Here is a 12,531-nt window from a genome sequence, read left to right on the forward strand (position 1 = left end):
ATTCGAAAATTATTGCTGAAACCACAGAATGTTAAAATATGTTAATAAATTTAGCTCCGGGAATGTGAAAGAATTGCGCCTTCACCGAGGCAATACGGTGGGCCTCTGCTGACTAGGATCGAAGCCGAAGACAAATTGCTCTTGTCTGTTCGACAACCGTGCTTCCGGGGCGGCAATCCGGCCGGAGCCGTGCTCGCCTGCCGCTTGCTCCTAGGCCCCTGCCGAACAGAGAAGGCCGATGTTGAAGATCAACTTCGCCGTTCGGATCTATAAACAGCAGGTACGCTGCCCCAGCAGCACGATGCCGTGTGGGAACATCATTTTCCTTGATATAGCTCAAGAATGAGATCACGCGTGACGACGACGCGAACGGGGAAACCGGGCCGGATCGTCAGCGTCGGTGCGACCTGTAACTGTCGGCGAAGGATCTGCTGGCCGGCATCGTTGATGGTATCCTGCGCGCCATTCCGGATCGCCCGCACCAGCCGATCTTCATCATCCATGGCAAGCTCCGCGCCAACTGAGAGCAGCGTGGAGAGACCGGCGGCCTTCGCCATATCCCACCAGTGATAATCGGTGCCATCCTCGAGACCGGCATAGCCCTGTAGGTCGGCGCCTGGCTGGCGTTCGAGGACGATGGACCGGCCATTGGGGAATATGAGCCGGTCCCAGACCAGAAGGACGCGACGCTGCCCGAAGCCGACATTGTTATCATACTGGCCGACGATACGGGTGCCCTGCGGCACGAGCAGGATGCGTCCGGTCGGGCTATCGTAAACATGCTGCGTGACCTGGGCGATGACCTGCCCAGGCAAATCGGAGCGGATGCCGGTGACGAGCGCCGCCGGGATGACGGAGCCAGCCTGAAGGACATAGGGCGATGCAGGCGGCATGACGCGATCGGGCGCGACGGTGCGGCGGTCGATGGCCGCATTCAGAAATGCGAGCTGGCGATCTTGCACCGATGTGGAGCCGAGTTGACCGGCAAGGTCGAGGCCAGCGAGATTGAGCGACGGGGCGGCGTCCGGCGCGGTCGCGCCAGATCCAGGCCGGGTTTCGGTCTGGAAGAAGACACGGGAGGTTCTCGCGGCCTCTTCCTCCGCCAGTCTGCGTTGCTCAGCGGGATCGACGGCCGGCGCCGTCACAGGAGATGGGGGCACGGGCTGGCCACGGTTCTGTGCGTTGAGAATAGGCCGTCCTAAATCTCCTGGCAACGGTGGTCCGAGAGCCGGGCCGGTGTAGTCGCGAGGCAAACCCGCGAGCCCGTCCGCCGTTTGCCGGTTCTCCGTGGAATAAAGCTCTTCTCCACCGGACCCCGAGTTGCGGACTTGAAGAGCATAGATCAATGCCCCGCCTATGCCGAGACCGGCGACGATGCCGACACCGGTCAGCACTTTGCGCGACAGGCGAGTGACACGCGGCGTCTCGGCGCGCAGCCGCATGGGAGCTGCGGACTCCGCGACTGACGGTGTTGGCGTTGGTACGACTTCTTTTTCAATATCATTGCCGATCATCTGCCCTGCCCTCCCCTATGGTGCCGGCGTTCGCCGCTTTCGAAACCCCGCCGAAGCTTTGCTGCCAAGAGAGTAGACCGCCCCTCACCCTCCCATCGGTGCGCACGATCCTTACGGTCTGCTGGCGCTTGCCGCTGCCCAGGCGCAGCTCGGCGGTGCCGAACAGGCGGTCAACAATCAGGATGTTCTCATAGACGCGGGTATTGACGATTTCGGCTTCGCCTTCCGGTCCGATTACGAACAGCGGCGGAAGCTCACCTTGCACGATGCCGCGCGGAAACTCGACATAGACCCGGCGCCCGTCATCATAGACCGAAACGGGCCTCCAGGGTGGACTGTCGCCAGTCAGACCGTAGCGATAGTTCCTTGCTGCGATGGTCGGAATGATCGGCGTGGCGGGGACGGCCCGGCGCTGGCTGGCGGGCGGCTGAGGATAGGCCCAGGCGACCGACGGCATATAGGGCTTCTCGCCTGACCGCAGCTCGATCATGTAGACGCGCCGGTCCGTCGTCACGACAAGGTTGGTGGAGATGTCCGGCCTCGTCGGCTTCACGAAGATATGGACGCGCCGCGTCGTGCCGCTGCCGCTCTCGGTGTCGCCGATGATCCAGCGAGCGGTATCGCCGGCGGCGATCGGTCCCGCTCCGGTCAGGCTTTCGCCCGGTTCGAGTGCGATATCGGTAATCTGGCTTGGCGCGGCATAGACCTGATAGAGCGCGCCTTCGCTCCACGGATAAATCTGAATTGCGTTGTAATACCCTTCACGGCGCGGCTCCACGCGGGCCGCCGCGTTGGCGTTTTCGACACGGCCTGTCGCCGTGCCGGACGCGGCCCCTCCCCGCGCCACCTTCCAAGCTGGAGGAATATGCAGAGCGCGCGGCCGCTGCTCGACAGCTGGTGTGGGCACCGCCGGCAACGGCGGGACGTTGGCGTCATAGCTGATCTGAGGCGGCTTTTGCGGTGTAGCGCAGCCGGCCAGAGCAGTCCCGGAAAGAAGGATAAGCGCCAAGGCGGATTTACGGAAAGGCGGACTTATAGATATGCGGATCATAGCGATCATTGGCCCATCTCCCGCGACCAGTTGATGGCATTAACGTAGATGCCGAGCGGATTGGCCTTGAGCCTTTCAGCGTCGCGGGGTGCCTGGATCACGATGGTCAGGATGGCCGTCCAGCGTTCGGTGGTGGAGAGCTGGCCATTCTCATAATGGCGCTCGATCCACGCCACGCGGAAGGAGTCCGGCGATGCCCGGATGACGGATGAGATTTCGACGGCGGCCTGGCTCTTGCCCACCTTGGTGAACGGGTCGTTGCTGCGCGCAAAGTCGTTTAGCGCCGCCGCACCCCGGTCGGTCGTCCAGTCATAGGCGCGCAACCAGTTCTGGCGGACAATGATCGGATCGGCGGGAATGCTCCGGACCTGCTCGATGAACCTTGCGAGATGCCAAGCTACTTGCGGATCGGTTGGCTGATAGTTGGCCGTGGCAGCGGCGACGGTTTGCGCCTGACCGAGCTTGTCGACTTCGACCACCCAAGGTACGACGGTTCCGCGCGCCGATTGCCAGACCAGCGCCGCGGCAAAGCCCGCCGAAAGAACGAGGCAGCCGAATGCCATGTATCGCCAGTTTTTGGCCTGGACGCGCGCGGAACCGATGCGTTCGTCCCAGACCTGCGCGGCTCTCTGATAGGGAGTCTCGGGTTGTGGCGTCTTGCCGTAATGGGCTGCCGGTCGTTTGAAAAAGCTCATGATGGATCACTTGACTGAAGGTTGACGGAAGAGTCGCCGCCATGGCTGTCACCGGAACGGATGGCGTGGGCGGCGGCGGAAACACCGTGGCTGAAGTGCTGGCTGCGTTTCATGCGCCTGGCCCAATCGGGGGCGCCGTCGTGCGAAGCCGCCGGGGTGCCAGCAAAGGAAGCATCCATGGCAGCGTCATCGCCCACGGTACCGAGCGTGGAAGAGCCGCCGGTTACTACGAAGCCGTCCTTCACGCCTTCCGAGAAGCTGGCTTTGACGCCCTCTGCTGCGCGGGCGGCGGCGCGCCTGAGGGGTGAGACAGCGGCTGAACCCGCCGCTCGCCCAACACCACCGAGACCGGATACAACGCTGGCTGTTCCAGTCTGCCCCATCGAGCCGAGGCTGTAGGCGGCTGAGGCAGCGCCTGCGGCAGCCGCTCCGCCACGGACGGCGGCGGCTCCACCGGAAAGTGCTGCGGTACCACCGCGCAGAGCTAGACCAGCTGCTCCGCCGGCTGCCAGCGCCGCACCACCGACGGCAAGGCCGGTGCCGACAGCCGCACCGGCGCCGAGCTGCGGACCACCGGATACAAGACCATTGGCGATGCCCGGTCCGAAAATACCGAGACCGACCAGGGAAAGCGCGGCCAGCACGATCGCCATTGCATCATCGATCGTCGGCATGGCGCCACCGAAGCCTGCGGTGAACTGGCTGAACAGGGTCGAGCCGATGCCTATGATGACGGCAAGAACCAGAATCTTGATGCCGCTGGAGACGACGTTTCCCAGGACGCGCTCCGCCATGAAGGCGGTCTTGCCCCAGAGACCGAATGGGATCAGCACGAACCCCGCCAGCGTGGTCAGCTTGAATTCAATCAGGCTGACGAAGAGCTGGATCGCCAGAATAAAGAAGGCGAGGATCACAAGCGCCCAGGCGAAGAGGAGGCAGGCGATTTGAATGAAGTTTTCGAAGAAACTCACCCATCCCATGAGATCGGAGATGGATTCGAGCAGCGGGCGGCCGGCATCAAGGCCGACCTGCGCCACCCGGCCGGGACGCATCAGATCGGCAGCGCTGAAGCCGGTCCCGGAAGCTTGCAGGCCGAGGCCGGCGAAACTCTCGAAGACAATGCGCGCCAGATTGTTCCAATTGCCGATGATATAGGCAAATGCCCCGACGAACAGGGTCTTCTTTATAAGGCGGGCGATGATGTCGTCATCGGCGCCCCAGCTCCAGAAGAGGGCAGCGAGCGTCATATCGATCACGATCAGCGTGGTGGCGATGAAGGCGACCTCGCCGCCGAGAAGGCCGAACCCGCTATCGATATAGGAGGTAAAAACACCAAGGAAATTGTCGATGACACCGCTGCCGCCCATGGTTCACCGCCCTTCGGTGGCTTGTGGGGCCGCCCGCACAGATGTCCTGCCGAGAAAGCGGTCGCGAGTTTGCGTCCAGACGCGCAGGCACTCGGCATCGCTCGCCGCAGCCTGCCCAAGCTGCTGGCACCGGCGCTGGCCGAGGCGGAGTGGATCTTCCGGCGTTTCGGCCGCTGCCTGGGATCGTATCGATGGCGCGGAGTTCTCTCTTTTTCTGAGCATCTCGGTTGCCGTCGCGGTAATCGCGACAGAGACGAAGACGATGGCGCCCAGCCGGGCCAGCAGTTTGCCGTCCATAGTCTTCCCCTTAGTTGAACATCTTGGCATTGCCTTGCGTGTAGCCGGAGCCCGGCGTCAGGAAGCGCTGGCGCTGCACGCGGCCCTGTTCAGCGGCGGCAGCGCGTTCGGCCTGGGTCAGTGCTGCGGCTCGGCCATTGGCGGCAAGCAGCGCCGTCAGGTCGGAAAGCTGCTGCGACTGCAGCGCCAGAAGCTGGTTGCCTGCCTGCGTGGCCTGAAGCGCGCCGGTCGCGCTCTGGCTCTGGCCGACCAGTTGCGACATCTCGGCGCGGTTGGTGTCGATATTGCCGACGACGGTAGCCTGCACGCGCATGGCGTCCTGAAGGCCGCTGACACTGTTCTTCCAGCGGTCCTTGGCATCGGCGATAAGCTGCGCATCGGTGGCCGAAAGCGAGACATTGGCATATTTCGACTGAAACGCCCGGTCGATCTGGCCGACGTCGAACGCGATGTTCTGCGCCTGGGACAGAAGCTGCTGCGTGCGCTGAACCGATTGCTGGATCTGCTGAAGCGACGAATGCGGCAGGCTGGCGAGATTGCGGGCCTGGTTGATCAACATCTGCGCTTCGTTTTGCAGGCTGGTGATCTGGTTGTTGATCTGCTCCAGCGCGCGGGCGGCGGAAAGGAGATTTTGCGCATAATTTGTCGGGTCGTAGACGATCCAGGCAGCGGAGGCCGGCGGTGCAAGCACCAGCGAAGCGGGACCTGAGAGGGTGAGAAAGGAAGCGGCAAACAGCGCCGCATGGGAATGACGAGTCTTCACGGTTGAGCCTCCTTGTCGGGCTGGGGGATGAGATTGGCGAGGTCCGGAATGAGGTCGGCAGCCCAATCGACGCCCCGATGGCGAAGCCAGGCTGCAAGGAAGCCGTCGCGGCCGTGCTCGGCGAAGACGCGGGCGATGGCGGACTGGTCGGATTTCGAAGATGCGGCCGTGAGCGCCAGGCCGACTTCGGAAAGGCCCAGTTCGAACAGGCGGTTTCCCCTGCGGCTCTGGCAGTAATAGTCCTTTTTCGGCGTGGCGCGCGCGAGGATCTCGATCTGACGGTCGTTCAGCCCAAACCGGCGATAGATGGCGGTGATCTGCGGTTCGATGGCACGCTCGTTCGGTAGCAGCAGTCGCGTCGGGCAGCTTTCGATGATCGCGGGGGCGATGGCCGAATGGTCGATATCCGAGAGGCTTTGTGTGGCGAAGATGACGCTGGCGTTTTTCTTCCTGAGCGTTTTCAGCCATTCGCGGAGCTGGCCGGCGAAAGCTTCGTCATCAAGCGCCAACCAGCCCTCATCGATGATGAGAAGCGTCGGTCTGCCGTCCAGGCGATCGCCGATGCGATGGAAGAGGTAGGACAGGACCGCCGGGGCGGCCCCGGTGCCAACCAAACCCTCGATCTCGAAAGCTTGCACGGATGCGCTACCCAGATACTCGGTTTCGGCATCGAGCAGCCGGCCATAGGGACCACCGACGCAATACGGGCGTAAGGCTTGCTTCAGATCGTTCGATTGCAGCAACACCGTCAGGCCGGTGATCGTGCGCTCTTCGAGCGGTGCCGAGGCGAGCGAAGTGAGCGCCGTCCAGATATGCTCCTTGACATCAGGCGTGATCGCGATGCCTTCGCGCGCCAAGATGGCGACGATCCAATCGGCTGCCCAGGCCCGCTCAGGTACCAGATGAATGCGGGCCAAAGGCTGGAGCGAGGCGGAAAAAGCATCTCCCTCGGTCAGATCACCCCCGAGATCATGCCAGTCGCCACCCATGGCGAGCGTGGCTGCACGGATCGAGCCGCCAAAATCGAAGGCAAATATCTGGCTCCGTTCATAGCGTCGGAACTGGAGCGCCATGCAGGCGAGCAGTACACTCTTGCCAGCGCCGGTCGGGCCGACGACCAGCGTGTGCCCGACATCGCCGACATGAAGGGAAAACCGGAACGGGGTCGAGCCTTCGGTCTTGCCGTAAAGCAAGGGTGGGGCTTCGAAATGCTCGTCCCGTTCCGGCCCCGCCCACACGGCGGAAAGGGGGATCATGTGGGCGAGATTGAGCGTCGAGACGGGAGGTTGCCGCACATTGGCATAAAGATGCCCGGGCAGCGAGCCTAACCACGCGTCAACCGCATTGATGGTTTCGACCATTGCCGTGAAGTCACGGCCCTGGATGATCTTTTCGACCAGCCTCAGCTTTTCGTCGGCCAGACGAGGATCTTCGTCCCAGACGGCCACGGTCGCAGTGACATAAGCCATGCCGGCATAGTCGGCGCCTAGTTCCTGAAGCGCCAGGTCCGCGTCGGCGGCCTTGTTCGCCGCGTCGGTATCGACGAGAACGGAGGCCTCATTGGTCATCACCTCTTTCAAGATCGCCACTACGCTCTTACGCTTGGCGAACCATTGCCGCCTGATCTTGGTTACCAGCCGGAAGGCGTCGGTCTTGTCGAGCAGGAGCGCGCGCGTCGACCAGCGATAGGGAAAGGCGAGCCGGTTCAGTTCATCGAGAATTCCCGGCGTGGTCGCCGTCGGGAAACCAACAATGGTGAGGATACGCAGATGCATCGGCCCAAGCCGTGGCTCCAGGCCGCCGGTCAGCGGCTGATCGGCCAGCAGCGCATCGAGATACATCGGCGTCTCGGGCACACGGACACGATGCCGGTTGGTCGAGACGGTCGAATGGAGATAGGTCAGCGTCTCGCTATCGTTGAGCCAATGGCATTCCGGCATGAAACCATCGAGCAACGCCAACACACGGGCGGTGCGGTCGATAAAGGCGCGCAGGATTTCATGTGGGTCGACGCCGGAGCGTTCGCGGCCCTCATAGAGCCAGCCTTCAGTACGTGCCGCGTCCTCGGCGGGCGGCAGATAGGTAAAGGTCAGGAAGTAGCTGGAAACAAAATGACTGCCCTGCTCTTCGAAATCGGCCTTGCGTTCGGCGTCGACCAGAGCCGAGGCCGGATCGGGAAAGAGGCTGTCCGGATAGGTCGCGGCCTCCTCGCGCTGCGCTTCCACGAAGATGGCCCAGCCGCTTCCCAATCTGCGGAAGGCATTGTTCAATCGCGCGGCGACGGCGACCAATTCGGCCGCAACGGCGGATTCCAGATCGGGGCCGCGGAACCGAGCGGTCCTTTGCAGCGATCCGTCCTTATTCAGAACGACACCCTCGCCGACAAGCGCGGCCCAGGGTAGATAATCGGCAAGGCGGCTGGCGGTGCGGCGGTATTCGGCGAGGTTCATCATGGCCCGCGTTCCTCAGACCGAGAGATAACCGGGGATGCGCAGGTGTCGGCGGCCCACTTCCACGAACATCGGATCCCGCTTCGCCGCCCAGACTGCCACGAAATGCCCGACGGCCCAGATGGCGAGGCCAACCAGCCAAAGCCGCAGACCGAGGCCGACGGCGCCGGCCAGCGTCCCGTTCATGATGGCGATGCTTCTTGGCGCACCGCCGAGCAGGATGTGCTCGGTGAGCGCGCGGTGGACGGTGACGGTGAAGCCCGGCGCCTCCTCGGCATGTTCCAGAACAGCCGTCATCAGACGAGCGCCCCGCCGCCGAAGGAGAAGAAGCTGAGGAAGAAAGAACTCGCCGCGAAGGCGATCGACAGGCCGAAGACGATCTGGATCAGCCGCCTGAAGCCACCGCTCGTATCGCCAAAGGCGAGCGCCAGCCCGGTGGCGATGATGATGATCACCGCGACGATCTTGGCAACTGGCCCTTCGATGGATTCGAGTATCTGCTGAAGGGGTTCTTCCCACGGCATGTTAGAACCGGCGGCGTGAGCGACCGTCGAGATAGCAAGCGACAGAGCGAAGCCGGATGTTGCCGATGTCATATATCGGCGAATGCGCAAGGAGCGGTGGATCATGGGAGTTCTCCGGATGTTGGCAGAACGGCAGGCATGATGCGGTAATCCCCGTCCGGGCCGATGCCATCGACGCAAGCCAGTTCAGCGAGCCGGCGCGAAGCGCCACGTCCCGACAGCACGGCGATAAGATTGACGGTCTCGGCGATTAGAGCGCGCGGGACGGTGACGACGGCTTCCTGGATGAGCTGCTCAAGGCGGCGCAGCGCACCGATCGCGCTGCCGGCGTGAATGGTACCGATGCCGCCGGGATGACCGGTGCCCCACGCTTTCAGAAGGTCCAGCGCTTCGGCCCCTCGCACCTCCCCTATCGGGATGCGGTCAGGTCGCAGGCGCAGCGACGAGCGCACCAGATCGGACAGGGTCGCTGTCCCGTCCTTCGTGCGCATGGCGACGAGATTGAGTGCGGCGCATTGCAGTTCCCGGATATCTTCGATCAGCACGATGCGGTCGGCCGTTTTGGCGATCTCGGCCAACAGCGCATTGGTCAGAGTCGTCTTGCCGGTCGATGTGCCGCCGGCGACGAGGATATTGGCGCGTGAAAGCACGGCTACGCGCAGCGTCGCTGCCTGCTCCGCCGTCATGATCCCGGCGGCGACATAATCATCGAGCGTGAATACGGCGACGGCGGGCTTGCGGATAGCGAAGGCGGGTGCGGTGACCACGGGCGGCAGCAACCCCTCGAAGCGCTCGCCCGTCTCGGGCAGCTCCGCGGAAATGCGGGGACTGCGGGAATGAACCTCCGCGCCGACATGATGCGCGACGAGGCGGATGATTCGCTCACCATCGGCGGCGGACAGATGCTCCCCCGTATAGGCCAGCCCCTCTGAAAGCCGGTCGACCCAGAGCCGCCCATCGGGGTTGAGCATCACCTCTATGATGGCGGGATCTTCCAGAAACCGTGTGATCGAGGCTCCAAGCGCCGTGCGCAACATCCGCGCGCCACGTGCGATCGCTTCCGGTTTGTGGTGAGTAGCAGTCATGTCGGCCCCGTACTTGGCGGGGCGTAAGGATGTTCCCCGCAACGGAGGTGATTAAAAAAAGCGGAATACCGTGCGATTCAACAAGGAATTAATGTCGTAGGGGCGTAGCGTGCAATTACAGGAGAAAGGCGGTTTTACCCTTATTCGCTATGGGCTTCCCTCGCGGCTTGGCTCATTCCCTCTTCGGCGCGTCGATATCCTCGGAAATCTCCTGCTGAAGTTTTGGTCCCTTCGCCAGCCGGCGTCCGAGAGCGGTGACGAACGCGTCATAGCGCTCTCCGGCCTTGGCGCGCGCGGCCTGCGCGGCAGGCTCAGGTAGCGCGGGCGTGGTGGCAAGCCAGAAGCGGATGAACACGGCCAGCGTCTCGACGGCGATGCCGACATCCCGTTCCAGCCGGGTCATGCGCCGGTCCAGCTGATCGAGACGCTTGGCGAGGATTGCCTCGCGCCGCTCCGTATCGTCGGGCGACAGGAAGGACGCGATGGCAGCTTCCGCAATCAAGGACATCGACTGCTCACGGCGCGCGGCATAGTCGGAGAGCATTTTCATGATGTCCGGCTCGAGATAGACGGAGATCTGTATCTTCTTCTTTCGGCTGGCCATCGCAGCTACAACTCCATGCCGTCGTTCGGATCGAGGGATACCTGGCGCGCCATGCCCTGCACGAGCCGCGCAAAGTGCCTGCTGGCTGCGGCGCCATCGTCATCATCGGGCGGATCGAACTCGTTTTCTATCGGCGCTTTCTTCTCGATGGGCTGCACGCGGCTAAGCTCGGGCTGCCTACGCCGTTCGGATTCGGTCGGATCCTCGTCGTCGCTTGCACCCTCGCTCACCAGATCGGTGAGTTCCGGTTGCGGCGGCAAAGCCAATGCACTCCAGTCGTCGGCGTTCGGATGCGTTGGAAGCGAGAGCGCGGGTGGTGGCAGGATACGCTCCTTGAAGCGGGCATCCTCGTAATAGCGGGCCTTCTTCGCCCGAATCGGCGGCGTGCCGGCAACCATGACGATCTCATCGGTGGGCGGAAGCTGCATGACCTCCCCCGCCGTCAGCAGCGGGCGCGCGGTTTCTTGCCGCGAGACCATGAGATGGCCAAGCCAAGGCGAGAGCCGGTGCCCGGCATAGTTCTTCATCGCCCGCATCTCGGTCGCGGTGCCGAGCGCGTCGGAAACACGCTTCGCGGTCCGCTCGTCATTGGTCGCGAAGCTGACGCGCACATGGCAGTTGTCGAGGATCGAATTGTTCGGCCCGTAGGCTTTCTCGATCTGGTTCAGCGATTGCGCGATCAGGAAGCTCTTCAACCCGTAACCCGCCATGAAAGCGAGCGCCGACTCGAAAAAATCCAGCCGGCCCAAAGCCGGAAATTCGTCAAGCATCAGCAACAGCCGATGGCGGCCTGTCTTCGCCTCCAGGTCCTCGGTCAGCCGACGGCCGATCTGGTTGAGGATCAGGCGGATCAGCGGTTTTGTGCGACTGATGTCGGAAGGAGGCACTACGAGGTAGAGTGTCGTCGGCCGTTCCCCACCGACAATATCAGAAATCCGCCAATCGCAGCGCCGCGTTACCTCTGCGACGACGGGATCGCGATAGAGACCCAGGAACGACATGGCGGTCGACAGCACGCCCGACCTTTCGTTGTCGCTCTTGTTCAAGAGCTCGCGCGCCGCGCTGGCGATAACGGGATGCGGACCGGCTTCGCCGAGATGCGGCGTTTTCATCATGGCTGCGAGCGTCGACTCAATAGGCCGCTTCGGGTCGGACAGAAACGCGGCAACACCCGCGAGCGTCTTGTCCTTCTCGGCGTAAAGGACGTGCAGGATGGCGCCGACCAGCAGCGCGTGGCTGGTCTTCTCCCAATGGTTCCGCTTTTCGAGGCTGCCTTCGGGATCTACCAGAATGTCGGCGATGTTCTGGACGTCACGGACTTCCCACTCGCCGCGGCGTACCTCAAGCAGCGGATTATAGGCCGACGATTTCGGATTGGTCGGATCGAACAGCAGGACGCGACCGTGCCGGGTGCGGAAACCAGCGGTAAGCTGCCAGTTCTCACCCTTGATGTCGTGTACGATCGCCGAGCCCGGCCAGGTGAGGAGCGTCGGTATGACAAGGCCGACACCCTTGCCCGAGCGGGTCGGCGCAAAACACAGCACATGCTCCGGTCCGTCATGACGCAGATATTCCCGCTCATACCGACCGAGCACGACGCCGTCCGGATCGAGAAGTCCGGCCGCCTGCACCTCTGTTTTATCGGCCCAACGTGCCGAGCCATAGGTCTCGACATTCTTGGCCTCCCTCGCCCGCCAGACCGACATGCCGATTGCCACGGCGACCGAGACGAAACCGCCTGACGCTGCAATCATCCCGCCTTTGGCGAAAACCTGCGGGGCATAGGCATCGTAGAGATACCACCACCAGAAGAAAGCCGGTGGGTAATAGACTGGTATCTCAAACAACTCGAACCAAGAACGGCCAAGTTGGGCCTGAAAGCCGAGGTTCCAGGCGACATACTGTGTCGCTCCCCATACGGCCGTCACCACGATCAGCGTGACGACGGCAATTTGGCCCCATAGAATCCTCGTTCCCGACAACCGACGATCTCCTTCCGGAGAACAGGTCGGACGTTTGGGCGGGGAATTTCAAGATGGGTTAAATGGTCATCGGGCGATAGCGCGGAATAGCGCAAAAATACAGGAAGAAGCGTTGTTCCTTTTTAGGGCGTGCCGTCATTTGAGAATACATTTCCTGAGGATTTCCAAATCAGCTTTTCAGTGATTCATAAAGAGCCAG

12 protein-coding genes are annotated in these 12,531 nt (G+C 62.6%); all 12 read right to left on the reverse strand.

Annotated features, from left to right (window positions below; genetic code table 11):
• Nucleotides 1-317: 317 nt before the first annotated feature.
• Entirely contained in the window at nucleotides 318-1,514 is a 1,197-nt protein-coding gene (locus tag IEX53_RS21610; RefSeq protein ID WP_188826252.1) for a TraB/TrbI/VirB10 family type IV secretion system protein, read from the reverse strand.
• Nucleotides 1,501-2,574: a P-type conjugative transfer protein TrbG gene (gene trbG, locus IEX53_RS21615; protein ID WP_188826253.1), complete on the reverse strand. Its 1,074-nt coding sequence runs from the start codon at nucleotides 2,572-2,574 to the stop codon at nucleotides 1,501-1,503. The genes IEX53_RS21610 and trbG overlap by 14 nt, the downstream gene beginning before the upstream one ends.
• Nucleotides 2,571-3,260, reverse strand: coding sequence for a conjugal transfer protein TrbF (gene trbF, locus IEX53_RS21620; protein WP_188826254.1), 690 nt, complete (start codon nucleotides 3,258-3,260; stop codon nucleotides 2,571-2,573). The genes trbG and trbF overlap by 4 nt, the downstream gene beginning before the upstream one ends.
• Complete coding sequence (gene trbL / locus IEX53_RS21625) at nucleotides 3,257-4,627, reverse strand: P-type conjugative transfer protein TrbL (protein WP_188826255.1); 1,371 nt, start codon at nucleotides 4,625-4,627, stop codon at nucleotides 3,257-3,259. The genes trbF and trbL overlap by 4 nt, the downstream gene beginning before the upstream one ends.
• Nucleotides 4,628-4,630: 3 nt before the next feature.
• A complete protein-coding gene (gene trbK-alt / locus IEX53_RS21630) occupies nucleotides 4,631-4,924 on the reverse strand; it encodes a putative entry exclusion protein TrbK-alt (RefSeq protein WP_188826256.1) in 294 nt (97 codons plus the stop codon).
• A 10-nt stretch (nucleotides 4,925-4,934) separates the two neighbouring features.
• Entirely contained in the window at nucleotides 4,935-5,687 is a 753-nt protein-coding gene (gene trbJ / locus IEX53_RS21635) for a P-type conjugative transfer protein TrbJ (RefSeq protein ID WP_188826257.1), read from the reverse strand.
• Nucleotides 5,684-8,140, reverse strand: coding sequence for a conjugal transfer protein TrbE (gene trbE, locus IEX53_RS21640; protein ID WP_188826258.1), 2,457 nt, complete (start codon nucleotides 8,138-8,140; stop codon nucleotides 5,684-5,686). Before trbE ends, trbJ begins: the two co-directional genes overlap by 4 nt.
• 12 nt (nucleotides 8,141-8,152) lie before the next feature.
• A complete protein-coding gene (locus IEX53_RS21645; protein WP_188826259.1) occupies nucleotides 8,153-8,434 on the reverse strand; it encodes a VirB3 family type IV secretion system protein in 282 nt (93 codons plus the stop codon).
• On the reverse strand, nucleotides 8,434-8,766 hold the full coding sequence (locus IEX53_RS21650; protein ID WP_188826260.1) for a TrbC/VirB2 family type IV secretion system protein: 333 nt from the start codon (nucleotides 8,764-8,766) through the stop codon (nucleotides 8,434-8,436). Before IEX53_RS21650 ends, IEX53_RS21645 begins: the two co-directional genes overlap by 1 nt.
• On the reverse strand, nucleotides 8,763-9,746 hold the full coding sequence (trbB, locus tag IEX53_RS21655) for a P-type conjugative transfer ATPase TrbB (RefSeq protein ID WP_188826261.1): 984 nt from the start codon (nucleotides 9,744-9,746) through the stop codon (nucleotides 8,763-8,765). The genes IEX53_RS21650 and trbB overlap by 4 nt, the downstream gene beginning before the upstream one ends.
• Before the next feature lie 172 nt (nucleotides 9,747-9,918).
• Nucleotides 9,919-10,350: a CopG family transcriptional regulator gene (locus IEX53_RS21660; RefSeq protein WP_188826262.1), complete on the reverse strand. Its 432-nt coding sequence runs from the start codon at nucleotides 10,348-10,350 to the stop codon at nucleotides 9,919-9,921.
• Between the two features lie 5 nt (nucleotides 10,351-10,355).
• Nucleotides 10,356-12,332: a conjugal transfer protein TraG gene (locus tag IEX53_RS21665; RefSeq protein WP_188826263.1), complete on the reverse strand. Its 1,977-nt coding sequence runs from the start codon at nucleotides 12,330-12,332 to the stop codon at nucleotides 10,356-10,358.
• Nucleotides 12,333-12,531: the final 199 nt, after the last annotated feature.

This window comes from Paramesorhizobium endophyticum (genome assembly GCF_014640615.1).
GTDB lineage: Bacteria > Pseudomonadota > Alphaproteobacteria > Rhizobiales > Rhizobiaceae > Paramesorhizobium > Paramesorhizobium endophyticum.

Excerpts from the sequence above, each read along its gene's own strand:
- trbB (WP_188826261.1), bottom strand. The coding sequence starts at position 9,746 with ATGACTGCTACTCACCACAAACCGGAAGCGATCGCACGTGGCGCGCGG.
- trbF (WP_188826254.1), bottom strand. The coding sequence starts at position 3,260 with ATGAGCTTTTTCAAACGACCGGCAGCCCATTACGGCAAGACGCCACAA.
- trbG (WP_188826253.1), bottom strand. The coding sequence starts at position 2,574 with ATGATCGCTATGATCCGCATATCTATAAGTCCGCCTTTCCGTAAATCC.
- trbL (WP_188826255.1), bottom strand. The coding sequence starts at position 4,627 with ATGGGCGGCAGCGGTGTCATCGACAATTTCCTTGGTGTTTTTACCTCC.
- IEX53_RS21645 (WP_188826259.1), bottom strand. The coding sequence starts at position 8,434 with ATGACGGCTGTTCTGGAACATGCCGAGGAGGCGCCGGGCTTCACCGTC.
- IEX53_RS21660 (WP_188826262.1), bottom strand. The coding sequence starts at position 10,350 with ATGGCCAGCCGAAAGAAGAAGATACAGATCTCCGTCTATCTCGAGCCG.
- IEX53_RS21650 (WP_188826260.1), bottom strand. The coding sequence starts at position 8,766 with ATGATCCACCGCTCCTTGCGCATTCGCCGATATATGACATCGGCAACA.
- trbE (WP_188826258.1), bottom strand. The coding sequence starts at position 8,140 with ATGATGAACCTCGCCGAATACCGCCGCACCGCCAGCCGCCTTGCCGAT.
- trbK-alt (WP_188826256.1), bottom strand. The coding sequence starts at position 4,924 with ATGGACGGCAAACTGCTGGCCCGGCTGGGCGCCATCGTCTTCGTCTCT.
- IEX53_RS21610 (WP_188826252.1), bottom strand. The coding sequence starts at position 1,514 with ATGATCGGCAATGATATTGAAAAAGAAGTCGTACCAACGCCAACACCG.